Genomic DNA, 17,555 nt, shown 5'->3' on the forward strand with positions numbered 1-17,555 from the left:
ATCGCATTGGCGCCCGCAGACCCTGCCGCCGAAGCGATTGGGGAATTCCCATGCGATCACCCGTTTTGAGCATGGCGCCGCAAACCATGCGGGATGGCCTGCGCGGAGGAGAATTTCCAATCCAATATATTTACAATCAGGTAAGCTCAACGTATAGTTGTGATTAGATTGGTGTTTGACAACTAAACACACCGGGTGAATCGATGGCTGTCGGCGTTCCTTCCAGTAATGGAAAGGTCACAATGCCTGACGCAAACTATAATTCTTGTTGATAGTGCCGGGGATACAGTCCCCTTACTTCTGATTCGATATCCACCACAGTTTTCTCGCGAAGCTTCGTGCAGATCGCAGAGAAGCCTGCCCGCCGTCGCGGGCAGGCCAACCGGCCAGTGCGGCCAAACCCAGGGAGTGAAAAATGGTAGCACCTATAGGCATGGCTGAAATCGACGAGCGGACACGCAAAGTGGTCATGGACATACTCAATGTCACCAATGACCAGATCAAGCCGGAATCGAAATTCATCGATGACCTTCGCGCCGATCAAGCCGACCTCGCGGTATTGTTAAACGGATACGAAAAGGAGTTCGGAATCAAAATCGCAGATGAGGATTCTACGAAGTTTTATCGCTATGAGGATGTCGTCAACTACCTCTACAAGACGTTCAATCCAGCCTGATCTTACAGTGCGGTTTTGAACGGGCAGGGCTACCTGCCTACGCTATGTCCGGGATGAAGCCGCTGAGGTTCAGCTTTCCAGGGTAAAGGTGCAAGGCGGTCGCCGATATCCGGCTGCAAAACTTCAGCCGGGATGCGTCGCTGTCACTATCTGCCCGGAAATAGCGCATATGAAGTCACGCATCCCGCTTCGGGCATACCCCGAGGCGGGATGCGCATTTTCAATCGCATATTAATCAAGAACACTGGGCGCGGACATCCGCACCACGTCGATAAACGAAGGCAGCCCAAATTTCAGCAGAACATCAAAATTTACCGAACGTTCACCATAATCCTCAAAACGCCCGGCGATTGCCAAGTTTTAACCTTGAATCAGCGCAATTTGATGAAACTTGTTCGTTCATTCGTAAACGTGTTCTGGAGAGTAGCAATGGCACAACAGGCGGCATCGATGGCATTCGCATTGCCGGGCGGAGAGCAATCGCTCCCTTCGCGCAAACGACCGATCGACCTCGTTCACCTGACCCGCGAGACTTTCGGCGACCGCACGCTGGAGACCGAAATTCTCGGCCTCTTTTCCCGCCAGACCAGCAGCATTGTCGATCGGCTCGCCCATGCGACACCGGACGAGCGTGCACGGCTTGCAAAGTCGCTCAAGGGTTCGGCCCGCATCATCGGCGCTTTCGGCGTTGCCGACGTGGCTGAAGCCATCGAATATGCGCCGGCCGACCTGAGCAAGCTCAAGGAACTGCGGCCCATCATCGACGACGTGCGCGACTATATCGCTGCCATTACCCGTTGAGGCGTAGCTTCCGACATAACGTTGCCCGGTGCCGCGCGTGCTCGGGCTGCGTCAGGGAGTGCAATTGACTTCCCGCCCCAAATCCCTATGTCAGCGATAAAATTTCCTGCTTGGGGCATGCTATGGCAAAAATCACATTTGTCACTTTTGATGGCGCACGGTTCGAAACGGACGCAGAAAACGGCTCGACCGTGATGGAGAATGCGATCCGCAATGCGGTGCCGGGCATCGATGCGGAATGCGGTGGCGCCTGTGCCTGCGCCACGTGCCACGTCTACGTCGATGAAGAGTGGACGGCCATTGCGGGCGAACCGGAAGCCATGGAAGAAGACATGCTCGACTTCGCCTATGATGTGCGCCCCAATTCGCGCCTGTCCTGCCAGATCCGCGTATCCGACGATCTCGACGGTCTCGTGGTGCATGTTCCCGAGCGGCAGGCCTGATATTTTCTCATCGATGGATTAAAATCGCTGCTCGGCGCGCCATTTTGCGGGTGGGCGAGGATGCACTCACTTGACCTTGGTGAATGCAGTCGCTACGCGCTGTGCAGCCCGTGCGTCCCGTATGCACCAGCCAAGATCCCAATTTCGTCTGCACGGCATACAGAACCTTCTGGCGTGAGGAATTTTCGATGAGCGAAGTTATCAAAACCGATATTGTCATCATTGGCGCCGGCCCCGTCGGTCTTTTCGCGGTGTTCGAGCTTGGCCTTTATGACCTGAAATGCCACCTCATCGACATTCTCGATCGTCCGGGCGGCCAGTGCGCCGAGCTCTATCCGGAAAAGCCGATCTATGACATCCCGGCCTGGCCTATCATCAGCGGCCATGATCTCACCGAAAAGCTCATGGAGCAGATCAAGCCCTTCTCGCCGCAATTCCATTTCAACCGGATGGTTACGAAGCTGGAGCGTCAGGCCGACGGCGGTTTTCATGTCGAAACCGACGAGGGCGAGGTCTTCGAGGCCAAGGTGGTCGTGATCGCGGCCGGTGGTGGCTCATTCCAGCCCAAGCGCCCGCCAGTTCCCGGCATCGAAGCCTATGAGGGCAAGAGCGTGTTCTATTCGGTGCGCCGGATGGAGGAGTTCCGCGACCAGGATATCCTCATCGTCGGCGGCGGCGACTCCGCGCTCGACTGGGCGCTCAACCTGCAGCCGATTGCACGAAGCCTGACCGTCGTGCATCGCCGCGCGGAATTTCGCGCAGCGCCCGACAGCGTCAAGAAGATGTTCGAACTCGTCGAAAGCGGCAGCGTCCGCTTTGAGCTTGGGCAGGTATCAGGGCTCAAAGGCGAGGACGGGCAACTCAGCCATGCGACGATCAAGGGCAGCGAAGGCGAAATCGATATTCCGGTCACGCGCATGCTGCCGTTCTTCGGACTGACGATGAAACTCGGACCGATTGCCGATTGGGGGCTTAATCTGCATGAGAATCTCATTCCGGTGAATGTAGAGAACTTTGAGACGTCGGAACCGGGCATCTTCGCCATCGGCGATATCAACTGGTATCCGGGCAAGCTGAAGCTCATCCTTTCCGGCTTCCACGAAGCCGCCCTGATGACACAGGCGGCAAAGCACATTGTCAGCCCGGGCGAGCGGATCGTCTTCCAGTACACGACATCATCGACAAGTCTGCAAAAGAAACTCGGCGTCGCCAACTAGGCCCGGTTACGGCGTCTTGCCGAACTCGCGGATCAGGCGGTAGCTTAATAGCCGCCCGAAGCGGTCCTCGAAATTGAGGGCCTCGACCTTGTCGAACTGCACCTGGGCAAGGTCGTGCTGCTTCATAAGTTTCGCGGTCAGCGTGCTGATATCGTTCTTCAATGTTGCGCAGTCGCTGCGCCAGGGTAGCGCTTCGATCTGGCGTTCCATATTGCCTGCCGCGGTGCGGGCAATGGAGATGTGGCTTTCCTCGTGCCGCTTGATATCGGCTGACAGTGTGTCCCAGATCATCGCAAGATCGGCCGGCGCGGTGCGCCGCTGCGCCCAGCGGGGCAGGTAGACATGCGCGTGGACGATGATCGTCGCATCTACCACACGACAGGTCTTGCCATTGGAGCCGTACTTGATGCGGCTTTCGAAGCGCATCTTGGTCATGCCCGGATGGCGCTGCCCGGTTTTCTGCAGGACCGGCCCGCGGCGGTATAGCTCGCGGTCGAGATCCGCCGCCGTCTTGCCGTTCAGGTTGAAGTATTCATAGCTGCGCAGGACGGTCGCTGCGTTGGCAGGCTGTGCTGCAAGGACGATCGCTGTGGCAAACGCTGCAGCTTTAGCAAAAATACGCATGATCTGTTCCTGTGTTCCGGCCAAGTCTGCCCGATCCAGACCCTATCGTCAAAAACATTGCGGATGAATTGACGCCGTGCGCGTTCTGTTCAAAAACAGGGGAATGTGAAGGGAGTAAGGCGATGGATTGGAATTGGAAGCTCGGGCATGGCCGCACGCTAACGCTTGGGAACCGCGCGCTGATCATGGGCGTCCTCAACGTTACGCCGGATTCCTTTTCCGATGGCGGCCAGCACTATTCCTTGGACCAGGCGCTTGCCGGAGCCCGGCAGATGATTGCCGAAGGCGCCGATATCATCGATGTCGGCGGCGAATCGACCCGCCCGGGCGCAACGCGAGTAGAACCGCATGTGGAGCAGTCGCGGGTTCTGCCGGTCATCGAGGCCCTCGTGAAGGAGAGCGACGTCATCATCTCCGTCGATACTTATCGCGAAGAGACGGCGCGGCTTGCCGTTCGCGCGGGCGCCCATATCGTCAACGATGTGTGGGGCGTCCAGCGGGAGCCTGCCATCGCCGACCTTGCCGCCGAGACGGGCGCGGGTCTCGTCATCATGCATACAGGGCGCGAACGCGAGCGCGATCCAGACGTCATCGTCGACCAGTTCGCGTTTCTCAATCGCTCGCTCGAAATCGCCAAGCTTGCCGGCGTTGCCCGCGAGCAGATCGTCCTTGATCCCGGTTTCGGCTTTGCCAAGGACACCGCGGAAAACATCGCGCTTATGGACCGGTTCGCCGAACTTGCGGCATTCGGCTATCCGTTCCTTGCCGGAACGTCGCGCAAGCGTTTCCTCGGCGCAACGTCCGGCGGCGAGGGGGAGCAGCGCGACGTCGCGACGGCCGCATCTTCGGCTATGCTTCGCCTCGCCGGCGGCGATATTTTCCGCGTGCACAATGTGGCAATGAATCGTAGCGCCCTCGCGCTTGCCGATGCGATGCTTGCTACCCGGCGGGAACGCCGATGAAGCAACCCATGCACAAGGCCTGGCTTGGCCTCGGCGGCAATATCGGCGACCCTGTGGCGGCCATGGCGCAGGCGCTGCGTGCGCTTGATGGACGCGAGGATACGGATGTCGTCGCTGTTTCGCCGGTTTACAAAACGCCGCCCTGGGGCAAGACCGACCAGGCCTGGTTCCATAATGCCTGCGCCGAGGTTTTGACCGCGCTGGAGCCAGAGGCGCTGCTTGCGACCTGCCTCGACATCGAGAAAGAGATGAAGCGCGAACGCATCGAGCGCTGGGGACCGCGCATCATCGATATTGACGTGCTTGCCTATGCCGGATTCGAGACTTTCGCGAGTCCGACCCTGGTTCTGCCGCATCCGCGCATGACCGAGCGGGCCTTCGTGCTCGTCCCGCTCGCCGATATCGCCCCGGGTCTGGTGGTTGCTGGCAAGCCCGTGTCGCACTGGCTAGCCCGTTGCGACAAGGCCGGGGTGGAGGAAGCGCTGGGCGATTCGGGCTGGTGGCGCGAAGGGGCTTAAGGCGCCTCCGTTATCCCAAGCCAGCCCGTGGCAAACGTGAGGTGATGGAGAAGGGGAGGTTCTGGGTACGCGAAAGAGGGCCGAAGGTTCAGTTCTTTGCGATACTTCCGACAGCCACCGAATCGACGCGCTTCAAGGAAACCCCGACTACCGGAATAAGCTGGTCTTCAAGGCGAACGGATATCGTCACGTTCATCGTGTTGTCGCTGGTGAATTTTGCCTGCATCGCGCCGGTGAGCTGCTTTCGGCTGATCGAAAGAACGACGCGGTCGCCGGCGACATTGCCGCCAGTGATATCGAGGCCCTTGCCGGCGGAGCCGTCAAGGAATGTGCCCTTGTAGCTATTGCCGGAGCGGATGACCGTCGCCTTCATCGGCTGGTTGAAGATGCCGACGCGGCAGCTGCCGTCGAGCGTCATGCCCGGCTTTTCTGCCGGCGTTGTTCCGTCAAGGGTGCAGGTGAATTTCGTGCCCTTGTATTTACCGGCGACGATCTCGCCCGGTCCGGTCCATTGACCCTCGACCGTGCGGAAGAACTCGGCATCGTTGTCCCTCGCATGCGCCGGCGGCGCGAGAAGCGCGCAGGCGAACAGGGACAGGGCAGCGGCTGTTGCGCTTCTCTTCATCGGCGGGACTCAACACAAATCATTGGAATAGGTACGTGGGGCGATCATGGTCCGGAATGGTTAACGGAAAGTTGCCGTCCACAGAAAACGTGTCGCGACGAAGATTGCAACCAATAATTGGCGAACGTGGCACTATTCCTTTTTCGTTCCGCCAATACGGGCCAAATCTCCGATAAAATCGCCTATATTCGGGCGCCGTTCGGCATTGAAGGGAAATGGCCGCACCAGATCCATTGCCGAAATGCCGATGCGCGCCGTCATCAGGCCGTTGATCACACCTTCGCCGAGGCGCGCGGAAAGTTTTGCGGCAAGCCCATGGCCGACCAATTGCTGGATGATCGAGTCGCCCATGGCAACGGTACCGGTGACGGCAAGGTGCGCGATCACATTGCGCGTCAGTCGCAGAAAGCCGAGCGTGCCGGGCCTGCCGCCATAAAGTTCCGACAGGCGCCGGATCAACCTCGCGGATTCGAACACGACGTAGCCGATATCGACCAGAGCGCGCGGACTGACCGCGGTGACGATGGAGACGCGCTTGGCGGCAGCAAGGATCATGTCACGTGCCTGGCGGTCGAGCGGGCGCAGCAACTCGGTTTCGCTGAGGCGGATCAGGTCGCGACCATCGATGACCTCGTCGCGCAGATCGTGGAGCAGCGCGCGGCCCTTCGCAGTGGGTGGCAATGTCTCGGCGATCGCGACGAGCTTGCCGACGACGGCCTTTGCTGCGCGGCTGTCATTGCCCTCGGCGGCTTTCGCTGCCTCTTCGCGCAAATGCTGCACGGACGCCAGCCGGCGCAAGGCGAGACCTTCGCGCAGGACGATTGCCACAAGTGCAAATGCCGCAAGGAAAGCAACGGCAAGCGCCAGCCATCCGAGCCAGGGCGCCCGTTCAAACAAGGTGCGGATAAGATTGTCGGCCCATAAACCCAGAGCAAGCGATACCAGGATGCCGAGTGCGCCGGTGAAGAGCGATGCGAAAGAAAAGCGCGACTTGCGGGCAAGGGCAGGCGGCGGCGTCAGCGCGTCGAGTTCATTGGCAACGGCGTCATCGGCGTCGAAAACATCGACAGCAGCCGGCGTTATTACCGCAACATCCTTGATCGCTGTCGGGCGGCGCACCTGTGATTTCGGCGCGCTGGCAGCGTGCCGTGTTTCCGCTGCAGGTGCTGGGTCGAGGCGGAAGGCTGCGGGCTTGCGCGAGTTCTGGTCCGTCATGCGAGGCGATCTCCGATGAGGAACTGTAGGGCGCGATCGAGCCGGATATGCGGCAGCGACAGTGTTATACCCTCGGCGGTGCGTTCAAGCTTGGGGGGCCGGAAGCGAACGAAGCGAATGGCCGGATCGTCGGTGGGGCGGTCCGGAACTTCAAAGATCGAATCCGGTTTTGCCGGCAAGTCACCGGGAAATATGGCAGTTTCAGTCTTGCCGTCGAATGTCTCGCCATTGATCGTCTCGCCCTTCAAGGGCGTACCGACGATCACGGGCAATACCTCCCTGCCTTGGGTCACGGTTGCCTCGCGCGTCGTGCGAACGGCGGCCATGGCGAGCACATCGACGCTCGCACCCGAAAAATCGGCCCGGCTCACCGCGCGGTCGACGAGGCGGCGCACGATGGCCTGAAGCCGGTCGTGGCTTTCATGGTGGAGATGGTCGGCCTTGGTTGCGGCAACGAGGATGCGGCTGATGCGCCGCTGCACCAGTCCCGTCAGGAAGTTTGTGCTGCCAGGGCGAAAGCATGAGAGAATTTCCGTCAACGCTCTTTCGAGATCCGCGACCGCGGCCGCACCGGCGTTCATGGCCTGCATGGCATCGACGAGAACGATCTGGCGGTCGAGGCGGGCGATATGTTCGCGGAAGAACGGCTTGACGACATGGGTCTTGTAGGCCTCGTAGCGGCGCTCCATCATGGCGGCGAGTGTCCCGGGTCGATGCTTGCCATCGGCAAGGCCGGGAAGCGGCGCGAAGGTAAGTGCAGGCGAACCGTCGAGATCGCCCGGCATCAGGAAACGGCCGGGCGGCAGGGTCGAAAGCGCACGTTCGTCCGCCTTGCCGGCCTTTAGATAGGCGGTGAAGCTTTTCGCCAGCTTCTGCGCCAGCATTTCATCGGCCGGGCCATCGGCCTCGGCGCCGGCTGCCTCCTGGAGCCAATCGGTTGCGACATCGCGGTGACTGGCGAGTTGAGCCAACTCAAAGGAATCCCTCGAAAACTCGCTGTAGGATTTACCGAGAAGCGGCAGGTCGAGCAGCCACTCGCCCGGGTAGTCGACGATATCGACCGAGAGCTTACCGCCCGAAAACATGCGATTCCACATCGAGGCGGATTCATATTCGATCGTCAAACGGAGTTCAGAAATGGCTCGCGTCGATTCCGGCCATATGCGGTCGTCGATCAGCGCCTTCAAGTGTTCTTCATATTGGAAGCGCGGTACGGCATCATCCGGCTGCTCCTCCAGATAGGCGCGGGCGATGCGTCCGGATTTCTGCGCTTCGAACAGCGGCAACCGGCCGCCATGGATCAGATTGTGGACGAGGGCGGTGATGAAGACTGTCTTGCCGGCACGCGAAAGGCCGGTTACGCCGAGGCGGAGCGACGGCGAAACGAGCGCACTGGTCCGGTCGGCCAATGTATCGAGCGCAATTTTGGCTTCGTCGGTAAATGTCGTCAATGTTCCCAATTCTATCGTCCCATGGCGCGGTCACAGTTTCAGCCATATGGGACGAAGCCCGGTCGATGGCAAGGAATTGACATCTCAGAGGTGGTGTTCGGCGGGTGAGAAGAACGCCTGAAGCATACCGGTTCCCGGGTTAATTTCGGCGAGAGGGGCGTCGAAACTGATGACGGCGAGGCCGGCGGTGGGGAAACCCGATACCAGGTCAGGGTGTGCCGGTGATTTTGCCTGGTCTATGAGCGCGATCGCAAGCTCCTCCATCATGGGATTGTGGCCGACAAGCATGACGGAATTGGCGGTTTCGTGTTCGAGGCCGGCCATGCGCACGCTCAAAAGGTAGCCATCGGCGCCGCCCGAGTAGAGCTTTTCGGCGTCTTCAACGATAAAGGGTGGTTCGAGAGCGATATATTCAAGAGTTTGCCGTGCCCGGATTGCAGGTGAACACAGGACGATTTCGGGCCGAAATCCAGACCTCTTCAGCTCCTCGCCGACGACCTTGGCAGCTTCGATGCCGGCAATATCGAGTGCACGGTCAAAGTCCTTCTGACCGGCCGAGGGCCAGAGCGCTTTTGCATGCCGCAACAAAAAGACCTGACTCATCTATCGATTTCCCAGCGCTATGATGCCCTTTAGAAGTGGTTGCACGCTTCTTCAAAAGACGCAATTGCTGGATTCAGCTGTGGCGCAAATGTCAAAATAATCAAATAATTGTGCAAAAGGCGTCTGCGGAAATTCTGTGCTGCATGCGTTTTGGGAGTGCAAGCTACAACTCCCAGTAGAGTGTAAGAGCTATAAAAGGCCGCGTTTGGCCCCGAAAACCAATCATTTCGGTGCAGAAAATTCGAACATCCTGCCAATTTTGCCAATAAATTGAGCAAATTCCTGCCATTTGTTTCTGCGATTTACATGTCTTTTTGTAGTTGTGTGCCCATGTGACACGACCTATATAGGCCTCCTCGCGTCTCATAGGTGCAGGGTGATTCAAAGATGAATGAACTGATCGATCTTGACTACAAGCCCACGGATGACGAGCCCTTCATGAGTGATCGGCAGAAATCCTATTTTCGTGAAAAACTCATCAACTGGAAAAACGACATTCTGCGGGAGGCGCGCGAAACGCTTGAGATCCTGCAGCAGGAAAACGCCAACCTGCCGGACATAGCCGATCGCGCCTCGTCCGAAACTGACCGCGCCATCGAGTTGCGCGCCCGTGACCGCCAGCGCAAACTCATCTCGAAGATCGACGCCGCTTTGCAGCGTATCGACGACGGAACCTACGGCTTTTGCGAGGAGACCGGGGATCCGATCAGCCTGAAGCGTCTTGATGCACGGCCGATTGCAACGCTTTCTATCGAAGCTCAGGAACGTCACGAACGACGCGAGAAAGTTTACCGCGACGACTGAGCGGAGAAAATCAAAGCACCAGAGAAAGGCCCGGTTTTCCGGGCCTTTCGTTTTTATACGGTCTATCGTTTTTCCGGCTTGGAGAGTTCGCCAAGGAGACGCTCCATCTCGTCCTCGATATTGTCGGCTTTCCTGGGCGCCTCGTCCTTGCCGGGTGCAATGTTGAGCTCGCTTTCAAGATCCGCCTCGAAGGCCTCGGAGAAGTCGATCTCGCCGAGGGTCACGTCGGGCTCCACCGTCTCGGCAGGGCCGACGTTTTCGAGCGTCGGTTCCTTATAGGCCGAAGGTGCAGGCGCAGCCGAGGCGGGTTCATTGCGCACGGCAAAGGGAAAAGCTGCGGCGGTGGTCGTGCGCGGTTCCGAAGGGCGCTCGCTTGCGGGTGCGGGCGAAGGCGATTCCATCTTCGGCGCTGGCGTTTGCGGGGCGGATGCCTGCCGCATGACGCGAGGCCAGACGCCGTTTTCGGCCGCAGGCTCACTAACGACTGGCGTCTCGACGGCTGGTGCGGCGAAGGATGGGGCCTCTACTGCCGTCGCAACCGTTGCGACGCGAGCGGCTCCAGCAGCGGCGGGCAGCGGAGGAACGGGAACGGCGGCCGGCGCATGCTTCGGTGGTTCGGCGAGACGCAAATCCCGCTGCGGCGCGACCGGACGCTGTTGGGGCGGTGCAGGGCGCAAGGGGATTTGCGGCGCGGCCTGTGCGGTTGGCGCCGCCGGACGTGACGGGGCGGGCGCCGCGACGAGCGCGACCGGTTCCGGGGCGGCGATCGGAGCAATCGGCTCCGGCTGCGGTTCATCCACCGCCGCTGGGCGCTTAACCTCGGCCGCGGGCGCAGAAACCGGCGGTGCTATTGTTTCGTTGCGCGATGGCTGCTTTGCGAACTGGCGGATATTCTGCTCGATGACAACGTCGCTCGGGCCGCCGATCAGGATGAGATGTTCCACATCGTCGCGCCGTACGAGCACGAGACGCCGGCGATTGTCGACGGCTGCTGCGTCAGTGACGGAGAGGCGCACCTGCCTGTTGCGGCCGCCGGCGACGAAGGTTCCGCCGGTTGCGCGCCGCAAGATGGCGAAAACGATCAGCAACAGCAGGATCACCAGGAGGAACAGCAGGACAAAACCGACAATGGGGGCGGCTGTGTCACCGACGATAGGGGCGAGCCAAGCGTTCATGACGAACTCTCCTTTAAGGTCTGCGAGCCCAAAACCTGTTCCCCGACATGGGATTCCACGCAATACTTTGCGTGACACTAGTGCGAGCCAATGCCCGCCGCAACCCTGATGCCGTCAGTCTACCCTGGGATAAATCATTAGCCGGAAGCATTCGCCCGGCGGCGATATGGAATCGGCAGTCAGCCAACGAGTAGTGGACGAACGCCCTGCATTTGAAAGATAGGGTTTATAGCGCCGAAAAGATATGATCCAAACGATTCGAAGCGAGACAGCGCAGCCAGGGTTGTGGCGGCGATTGTGAGGTAAAAAGGGGTTTGAGACGCATGTCTCAAGAAACGAACAGCGATCTTTATCCAGAACCGATCATTGCGAATACCAAGTCGAACAAGGCGGGTCTGCGTCTCGTCATCCTCGGTGTGCTGCTCGTCGGCGTTTCGATCCTCTACTTCATTTACCGGGACCAGTTGGGGCAACAGTTCCTTCTTGGACTGCTCGGCACGCTGGCCATGACCGGCGTATTCTATCTTTTCGGCTCGGCGATCAACGTCATCCAGTTTACCCCGCGTGGCACGAGCGACGAGCTGACACGCGCCTTTGTCGATACGCTGCCCGAAGGCACCGTCGTTTGCGACCAGAAGGGGCGCATCGTCTACGCAAACCGCGCCTATGCTCAATTGACGGGTGTCACCAACTCCAATGATGTTCGCCCGATCGAGCATATTCTTTCCGGTGAAGCTGCCGCCTCAGATCCCATCTACCGTCTCGCCAATGCCGTGCGCGACGGGATTTCCGGGCAGGAAGAACTCAGGCTGTCGCGTCCTCTCGATCCGTCGCGCGAACCGGTCCCGACCTGGTACCGCATCAAGGCGCGCCCGGTCGCCGGCATTCCTGACCAGACCGCTCCGGTCTATGCCTGGCAGATCGCCGATATTTCGGCCGAGCGCGCCGAGCAGGAACGCTATTTCCAAGACATTCAGGAAGCGATCGACCATCTCGACCATGCGCCTGCCGGTTTCTTCTCGGCCGATCCTGACGGTCGCATCATCTACATCAACGCGACGCTCGCCGAATGGCTCGGCGTCGATCTGACGCGGTTTACGCCGGGATCGATGATGGTTCGCGAGATCGTCGCCGGCAATGGCATGGCGCTGATCAATGCGGTCAAGACCGAGCCCGGCACCAGCCGCAATACCGTGATTGACCTCGACCTTGCCAAGGCCAACGGCCAGAGTCTCGCCGTGCGTTTTTACCATCGCGTGCAGGTGCAGCGCGACGGAAGGCGGGGCCCGAGCCGCACAATCGTTCTCAATCGCGCCGAGGGCGAGGACAACTCGGCCGCGTTGCGCGCAGCGGAAGTGAGGTTCACGCGCTTCTTCAATTCCGCGTCGATGGCAATTGCCGCCGTCGATGCCACAGGCAAGATTCTGCGTACCAATGCGCGGTTCCTCGGTCTTTTCGCGCCCATCGTCGACCGTGACGACATCGACCGGCGCATCCCGCTGGAGACTGTGGTGCACGAGCGCGACCGCGAAGCCTTTGACCGGGCACTTGCGGCTGCATTTGCCGGTCAGGCCGAGATTTCGCCTGTCGATACGGTCGTTCCAGGCAATGAGGAACGCCATTTGCGTTTCTACATCAGCCCGGTGTTCGATGCGGGATCGGAGGACGGCGCCGAGGAAGCCGCTATCGTTTCGGTGGTGGAGACGACGGAACAAAAGGCACTCGAGGCCACGATGGCCCAGAGCCAGAAAATGCAGGCCGTGGGCCAGTTGGCCGGCGGTATCGCCCACGATTTCAACAATGTGCTGACCGCCATCATCATGTCGTCGGACCTGCTCCTGTCCAATCACCGCGCGTCCGATCCGTCCTTCGCCGACATCATGAACATCAAGCAGAATGCCAACCGCGCCGCATCGCTGGTGCGCCAGCTTCTCGCTTTCTCGCGCCGTCAGACCCTGCGGCCGGAGGTTCTCAACCTCACCGACGTGATTGCCGATGTGCGCATGCTGCTGACGCGGCTTGCCGGCACGCAAGTAAACCTCAAGATCGAGCACGGCCGAGACCTTTGGCCGGTACGGGCCGATCTCGGCCAGTTCGAGCAGGTGGTCGTCAACCTGACGGTCAATGCACGCGATGCGATGCCGGATGGCGGCGACCTCATCATCCGCACCCGCAATGTCGGCGAGGCCGAATCTGCCGAGCTCAATTACCGCGATCTCGTTCCGGGGGACTACGTGCTGGTCGAGGTTGCAGACAGCGGCACCGGCATGCCGCCGGAGGTCATCGCCAAGATCTTCGAGCCGTTCTTCACCACAAAAGAGGTGGGCAAGGGGACGGGCCTCGGCCTTTCCATGGTCTACGGCATCATCAAGCAGACCGGCGGTTCGATCCACTGCGAATCCGAACCCGGCAAGGGCACGATCTTCCGAATATTCCTACCGCGCTATGTGGAGGAGAAGCAGGCCTCGACCGTCAATGCCGATGGCGAGGTTATCGCCGCCGAAGCGCCGAAGCGCGAGAAGAAGGCGGAGAAGGCTACCGACCTTTCAGGCTCTGCCACGGTTCTCCTCGTCGAGGACGAGGATGCGGTGCGCATGGGCGGGCTTCGTGCGCTGCAGTCGCGCGGCTATACGGTGCACGAGGCTTCCAGCGGCGTCGAGGCGCTGGAGGTAATGAAGGAACTGGGCGGCAAGGTCGATATTATCGTGTCGGACGTGGTGATGCCGGAAATGGACGGGCCGACGCTGCTGCGCGAGTTACGAAAGGAATATGGCGACATAAAATTCATCTTCGTCTCGGGATATGCCGAGGACGCCTTTGCCCGCAATCTGCCCGAGGACGCAAAGTTCGGATTCCTGCCGAAGCCGTTCTCATTGAAACAGCTCGCGACGGCCGTCAAGGAGATGCTGGAGGGCGCGTAGGGAAGTAGGGAAGTAGGGAAATAGGGAAATAGGGAAATAGGGAAATAGGGAAATAGGGAAATAGGGAAATAGGGAAATAGGGAAATAGGGAAATAGGGAAATAGGGAAATAGGGACCCCCTTCCTAGTCAGTCGACAGCGGGGCTTAAACCACGCACCAACGTCTGCCCGTCCTTATTCTCTCATTATTACCGTCATCCTTGGATCACTAGCGCCATCCACCCCATTACTACGTCATCCTCCGGCCACTACGGCCAGCCGCCTACGGCCATAATTCGCACACCGCCTGCGTCATCCTTGCTCTACAGCAGTCATGGTCGCGTGACCATCCGACCTCGCGCCACCAAGGTCGGGCAACTACCGCATCCTTCCACCCCTGCCATCATCCTTGCAGCACTACCGTCGACCTACCACCGCCGTCATCCTCGGGCCCTTGTCCCGAGAACCCACCTTCCGGCCGGATAATTGATCCTCGGGACAAGCCAAAGTAGCACAGTGGCGCGGACGCGCGAATCCTAGCTATCGAGCCCGTCGAACAGTGCCGTGGAAAGATAACGTTCGGCGAAGGACGGGATTATCACAACGATGTTCTTGCCTGCATTTTCCGGGCGCTTGCCGATCTCGATCGCCGCCGTCAGCGCGGCGCCGGAGGAGATACCGACCGGGACGCCCTCAAGCCGGGCCACGAGACGCGCATTGGCAAAGGAATCCTCATTGGAGACCTGGATCACCTCGTCGTAGATATGCGTGTCAAGCACAGCAGGGGCAAACCCTGCGCCGATGCCCTGGATCTTGTGCGGACCGGGATTGCCGCCGGAAAGCACCGGCGAATCCTTTGGCTCGACCGCAACAATCCGGACTTCCGGATTGCGCTGCTTCAGCACCTGGCCGACTCCCGTGATCGTGCCGCCCGTGCCGATGCCGGCGACGAAGATATCGACCTTGCCCTCGGTATCGTTCCAGATTTCCTCGGCGGTGGTGCGACGATGGATTTCAGGGTTGGCCGGATTGTCGAACTGCCCCGGAATAATCGCATCGGGCGTCGTTTCGACGAGCTCATTGGCCTTGGCAATCGCGCCCTTCATCCCCTTGGCACCTTCGGTAAGCACAAGCTCGGCGCCAAGCAGCTTCAACATCTTGCGCCGCTCTACCGACATGGTTTCCGGCATGGTCAGGATCAGGCGGTACCCCTTCGCGGCGGCGGCAAAGGCAAGCGCAATGCCGGTATTGCCGGATGTAGGCTCGACGAATGTCGTCTTGCCCGGCGTCGCTTTGCCTTGCGCCTCAAGCGCTTCAATGAGCGCGACGCCGATACGATCCTTGACGCTGGCGATTGGGTTGAAGAATTCGAGCTTGGCGAGAAGGTTGGCGCCCACGCCCTTTTCCTTGGCGAGCTTATCGAGCCGGATGATGGGTGTATCGCCAATCGTATCCACGATCGAATTGTAGATGCGGCCACGGCCCGGCTTGCGCGCGTCATTGTTGCTCATTGATGAACTCCCATCCTGGATTGCGTCGTTGCGCCGATCTTATGGGGCAGCGGCGGAATTTCCTAGTCGAAGCCGTTCGGTCGACGCATCGTCATTGGAAAATCCTGCCATTATCGCGCGAAAACTGGAAAATCATTCCAGTCAGGAAGCGCGCCCGGCGATCGCAAGCGCTGCTCCGGCCATGAAGGCGGCGGCAGTCCGGTTTAGCCGCTTCAACGCCCGTGGCGATGCAAGGAGGCCGCGCGCCCTTGCTGCAAGGGCGAGGTAAGGGATCAAAACGATCAGCAACACCAGCACGGTAATGGTCGCCAGTATCGAATAATCGGCGAGGGTGACAGCGTGAAGGTCAACCAGCGTCGGCGTGAGGGCGATATAGAATAGCATCGTCTTTGGATTGCCGAGCGTGACGGCAAGTCCCGAAAGAACGCTTGCAGCTGGGCCGCCACGGCTTTTCTTCGCCTCGATCTTTTCTGCGGAAATACCAGCGGACCAGAGGCCCCAGGCAAGATAGGCGAGGTAGGCAACGCCAGCCCATTTGATGATGAGGAAGACGGTTCCAAAAGTCTGCGCCACCACGGCGAGGCCTAGGACGACTGCGGTAAGGTAGGTGAGGTCGCCGATAATGAGCCCGATCGACATGAACAGCGCGGAGCGAAAGCCGGAACCGAGCGCGCGTGCGATCAGTGCGGTGAGGCCCGGGCCGGGTATGGCCGCGGCGATGGCAAGAGCGCCCGAATAGGCGACAAAACCGGCAAGCGTCATGTTAAGTTCCTGGGTGATTGCGACCGAACGGACCATATCCGTGTGGTTTCTTTCTGTCCATTGAAAGGCCCGCGCGGACTTGAACAATGACGCTGGAAACTATAGTTTAGAATTATTCTAAATTAGGATGTTGTCATGCTCAGCCGGTTCTTCTCCCATCGCCGCCACTCGCTCGAATCGCTCACCGAACAGGAGATTCTTGCGCTTGCCATTTCGTCAGAAGAGGACGATGCGCGAATTTACCTCGCCTATGCGGATGGGTTGCGCGAGAATTTTCCCGACAGCGCCAAAGTGTTCGAAGACATGGCCGAGGAGGAAAACCGGCACCGGCAAGTGCTGATCGAGCTGCATCAGGAGCGCTTCGGCAACCAGATTCCGCTCATTCGCCGGGAGCATGTGCGCGGTTATATCGAGCGCCGGCCCGATTGGCTGATGCGTCCGCTTGGTATCGACAAGGTGCGCGAGATGGCCGAGAAAATGGAGGAGCAAGCCTACAGATTTTATACCGAGGCGATGAAACTCGTCAGCGATGCCTCGACGCGCAAGCTGCTTGGCGATCTTGCCATCGCGGAAAAGGCCCATGAATCGCTGGCGCACCGGCTTGGTCTCAGACATACGCCGGACACGGTACAGGACGCGGAAAAGCAAACCGAGCGCCGCCAGTTCATACTGACCTATATCCAGCCCGGGCTTGCCGGTCTGATGGATGGTTCAGTTTCAACCCTCGCGCCGATCTTCGCGGCGGCCTTTGCCACGCAGGACACCTGGCAGACCTTTCTGGTCGGTCTCTCGGCCTCGCTTGGCGCCGGCATTTCCATGGGGTTCACCGAGGCCGCCCACGATGACGGCAAGCTCTCCGGCCGCGGATCGCCGCTGAAACGCGGCCTTGCCAATGGGTTGATGACGGCGATCGGCGGTCTCGGTCATGCCTTGCCTTACCTGATCCCCGATTTCTGGACAGCCACCACTGTCGCTGCCCTCGTCGTCTTCGTTGAGCTTTGGGCCATTGCCTATATCCAGCATCGCTTCATGGAGACGCCCTTCTTCCGTGCGGCGATCCAGGTGGTCCTTGGAGGCAGCCTTGTGCTCGCGACGGGTATCTTGATCGGCAATGCGTGATGGAACGTAGGGACAAGCCCGAAGCGGTCGCAATGCTTTAAAAGGGGCATTCTCGTGGCAATATCCGTTGAGAAAACGTCTTTCTGCCCAAGTGGTTAAGGCTAACAATTGATGAATTTATCTGTCTTTAACCAATGGCATTCAGGAGCT

17 protein-coding genes are annotated in these 17,555 nt (G+C 59.6%); 9 read left to right on the top strand and 8 right to left on the bottom strand.

Going from position 1 to position 17,555, the window contains the following annotated elements; all coding sequences use genetic code 11:
• The first annotated feature begins 415 nt into the window (after positions 1-415).
• From BLR72_RS04450 to BLR72_RS04465, 4 genes are all read left to right on the top strand, one after another.
• Positions 416-676 (top strand): acyl carrier protein, encoded by a 261-nt coding sequence (locus tag BLR72_RS04450; protein WP_210183716.1) that lies wholly within the window; start codon positions 416-418, stop codon positions 674-676.
• Between the two features lie 429 nt (positions 677-1,105).
• Positions 1,106-1,477: an Hpt domain-containing protein gene (locus BLR72_RS04455; RefSeq protein ID WP_091921969.1), complete on the top strand. Its 372-nt coding sequence runs from the start codon at positions 1,106-1,108 to the stop codon at positions 1,475-1,477.
• Between the two features lie 122 nt (positions 1,478-1,599).
• The gene (locus BLR72_RS04460; RefSeq protein ID WP_091945491.1) at positions 1,600-1,920 is read left to right on the top strand and encodes a 2Fe-2S iron-sulfur cluster-binding protein; all 321 of its coding nucleotides are present in this window, start codon (positions 1,600-1,602) and stop codon (positions 1,918-1,920) included.
• Positions 1,921-2,108: 188 nt separating this feature from the next.
• Positions 2,109-3,137, top strand: coding sequence for an NAD(P)/FAD-dependent oxidoreductase (locus BLR72_RS04465; RefSeq protein WP_027231672.1), 1,029 nt, complete (start codon positions 2,109-2,111; stop codon positions 3,135-3,137).
• Between the two features lie 6 nt (positions 3,138-3,143).
• On the opposite strand, the gene BLR72_RS04470 is transcribed toward BLR72_RS04465, so the two are convergent.
• Positions 3,144-3,761, bottom strand: a complete 618-nt coding sequence (locus BLR72_RS04470) for a DUF922 domain-containing Zn-dependent protease (RefSeq protein WP_027231671.1) — start codon at positions 3,759-3,761, stop codon at positions 3,144-3,146.
• A gap of 122 nt (positions 3,762-3,883) precedes the next feature.
• Between BLR72_RS04470 and folP the strand changes: the two genes are divergently transcribed.
• Together folP and folK are read left to right on the top strand one after the other, a co-directional pair.
• A complete protein-coding gene (folP, locus tag BLR72_RS04475) occupies positions 3,884-4,723 on the top strand; it encodes a dihydropteroate synthase (RefSeq protein ID WP_091945494.1) in 840 nt (279 codons plus the stop codon).
• Positions 4,720-5,241: a 2-amino-4-hydroxy-6-hydroxymethyldihydropteridine diphosphokinase gene (gene folK, locus BLR72_RS04480; RefSeq protein WP_244506613.1), complete on the top strand. Its 522-nt coding sequence runs from the start codon at positions 4,720-4,722 to the stop codon at positions 5,239-5,241. The genes folP and folK overlap by 4 nt, the downstream gene beginning before the upstream one ends.
• A gap of 88 nt (positions 5,242-5,329) precedes the next feature.
• Here folK and BLR72_RS04485 read toward each other — a convergent pair whose 3' ends face one another.
• From BLR72_RS04485 to BLR72_RS04500, 4 genes are all read right to left on the bottom strand, one after another.
• Positions 5,330-5,866: a hypothetical protein gene (locus tag BLR72_RS04485; RefSeq protein WP_091921960.1), complete on the bottom strand. Its 537-nt coding sequence runs from the start codon at positions 5,864-5,866 to the stop codon at positions 5,330-5,332.
• A 132-nt stretch (positions 5,867-5,998) separates the two neighbouring features.
• Positions 5,999-7,081 carry a YcjF family protein gene (locus BLR72_RS04490; protein ID WP_091945497.1) on the bottom strand — a complete coding sequence of 361 codons (1,083 nt, stop codon included), beginning with the start codon at positions 7,079-7,081 and terminating at the stop codon, positions 5,999-6,001.
• Positions 7,078-8,541, bottom strand: a complete 1,464-nt coding sequence (locus BLR72_RS04495) for a YcjX family GTP-binding protein (RefSeq protein ID WP_091945499.1) — start codon at positions 8,539-8,541, stop codon at positions 7,078-7,080. The genes BLR72_RS04490 and BLR72_RS04495 overlap by 4 nt, the downstream gene beginning before the upstream one ends.
• A 75-nt stretch (positions 8,542-8,616) precedes the next feature.
• Positions 8,617-9,135: a SixA phosphatase family protein gene (locus tag BLR72_RS04500; protein WP_091945502.1), complete on the bottom strand. Its 519-nt coding sequence runs from the start codon at positions 9,133-9,135 to the stop codon at positions 8,617-8,619.
• 387 nt (positions 9,136-9,522) lie between these two features.
• Between BLR72_RS04500 and dksA the strand changes: the two genes are divergently transcribed.
• The gene (gene dksA, locus BLR72_RS04505; protein ID WP_027231664.1) at positions 9,523-9,939 is read left to right on the top strand and encodes an RNA polymerase-binding protein DksA; all 417 of its coding nucleotides are present in this window, start codon (positions 9,523-9,525) and stop codon (positions 9,937-9,939) included.
• 62 nt (positions 9,940-10,001) lie between these two features.
• On the opposite strand, the gene BLR72_RS04510 is transcribed toward dksA, so the two are convergent.
• Positions 10,002-11,114 carry a flagellar biosynthetic protein FliO gene (locus BLR72_RS04510; RefSeq protein ID WP_091945505.1) on the bottom strand — a complete coding sequence of 371 codons (1,113 nt, stop codon included), beginning with the start codon at positions 11,112-11,114 and terminating at the stop codon, positions 10,002-10,004.
• 323 nt (positions 11,115-11,437) lie between these two features.
• Here BLR72_RS04510 and BLR72_RS04515 point away from each other — a divergent pair, with 323 nt between their 5' ends.
• Positions 11,438-14,035: a cell cycle histidine kinase CckA gene (locus BLR72_RS04515; protein ID WP_091945507.1), complete on the top strand. Its 2,598-nt coding sequence runs from the start codon at positions 11,438-11,440 to the stop codon at positions 14,033-14,035.
• 514 nt (positions 14,036-14,549) lie between these two features.
• Here BLR72_RS04515 and cysK read toward each other — a convergent pair.
• Positions 14,550-15,524, bottom strand: coding sequence for a cysteine synthase A (cysK, locus tag BLR72_RS04520; RefSeq protein WP_091945510.1), 975 nt, complete (start codon positions 15,522-15,524; stop codon positions 14,550-14,552).
• 141 nt (positions 15,525-15,665) lie between these two features.
• The gene (locus BLR72_RS04525; RefSeq protein ID WP_091946583.1) at positions 15,666-16,286 is read right to left on the bottom strand and encodes a LysE family translocator; all 621 of its coding nucleotides are present in this window, start codon (positions 16,284-16,286) and stop codon (positions 15,666-15,668) included.
• A gap of 135 nt (positions 16,287-16,421) precedes the next feature.
• Between BLR72_RS04525 and mbfA the strand changes: the two genes are divergently transcribed.
• Positions 16,422-17,405, top strand: a complete 984-nt coding sequence (mbfA, locus tag BLR72_RS04530) for an iron exporter MbfA (RefSeq protein WP_091945513.1) — start codon at positions 16,422-16,424, stop codon at positions 17,403-17,405.
• Positions 17,406-17,555 lie beyond the last annotated feature (150 nt).

It is taken from the genome of Phyllobacterium sp. YR620, assembly GCF_900104165.1.
Lineage (GTDB): Bacteria > Pseudomonadota > Alphaproteobacteria > Rhizobiales > Rhizobiaceae > Phyllobacterium > Phyllobacterium pellucidum.

Excerpts from the sequence above, each read along its gene's own strand:
- mbfA (WP_091945513.1), top strand. The coding sequence starts at position 16,422 with ATGCTCAGCCGGTTCTTCTCCCATCGCCGCCACTCGCTCGAATCGCTC.
- BLR72_RS04455 (WP_091921969.1), top strand. The coding sequence starts at position 1,106 with ATGGCACAACAGGCGGCATCGATGGCATTCGCATTGCCGGGCGGAGAG.
- BLR72_RS04465 (WP_027231672.1), top strand. The coding sequence starts at position 2,109 with ATGAGCGAAGTTATCAAAACCGATATTGTCATCATTGGCGCCGGCCCC.
- folK (WP_244506613.1), top strand. The coding sequence starts at position 4,720 with ATGAAGCAACCCATGCACAAGGCCTGGCTTGGCCTCGGCGGCAATATC.
- BLR72_RS04460 (WP_091945491.1), top strand. The coding sequence starts at position 1,600 with ATGGCAAAAATCACATTTGTCACTTTTGATGGCGCACGGTTCGAAACG.
- BLR72_RS04510 (WP_091945505.1), bottom strand. The coding sequence starts at position 11,114 with ATGAACGCTTGGCTCGCCCCTATCGTCGGTGACACAGCCGCCCCCATT.
- BLR72_RS04500 (WP_091945502.1), bottom strand. The coding sequence starts at position 9,135 with ATGAGTCAGGTCTTTTTGTTGCGGCATGCAAAAGCGCTCTGGCCCTCG.
- BLR72_RS04515 (WP_091945507.1), top strand. The coding sequence starts at position 11,438 with ATGTCTCAAGAAACGAACAGCGATCTTTATCCAGAACCGATCATTGCG.
- BLR72_RS04490 (WP_091945497.1), bottom strand. The coding sequence starts at position 7,081 with ATGACGGACCAGAACTCGCGCAAGCCCGCAGCCTTCCGCCTCGACCCA.
- BLR72_RS04470 (WP_027231671.1), bottom strand. The coding sequence starts at position 3,761 with ATGCGTATTTTTGCTAAAGCTGCAGCGTTTGCCACAGCGATCGTCCTT.
- BLR72_RS04525 (WP_091946583.1), bottom strand. The coding sequence starts at position 16,286 with ATGACGCTTGCCGGTTTTGTCGCCTATTCGGGCGCTCTTGCCATCGCC.
- BLR72_RS04485 (WP_091921960.1), bottom strand. The coding sequence starts at position 5,866 with ATGAAGAGAAGCGCAACAGCCGCTGCCCTGTCCCTGTTCGCCTGCGCG.
- cysK (WP_091945510.1), bottom strand. The coding sequence starts at position 15,524 with ATGAGCAACAATGACGCGCGCAAGCCGGGCCGTGGCCGCATCTACAAT.
- folP (WP_091945494.1), top strand. The coding sequence starts at position 3,884 with ATGGATTGGAATTGGAAGCTCGGGCATGGCCGCACGCTAACGCTTGGG.
- BLR72_RS04450 (WP_210183716.1), top strand. The coding sequence starts at position 416 with ATGGTAGCACCTATAGGCATGGCTGAAATCGACGAGCGGACACGCAAA.
- dksA (WP_027231664.1), top strand. The coding sequence starts at position 9,523 with ATGAATGAACTGATCGATCTTGACTACAAGCCCACGGATGACGAGCCC.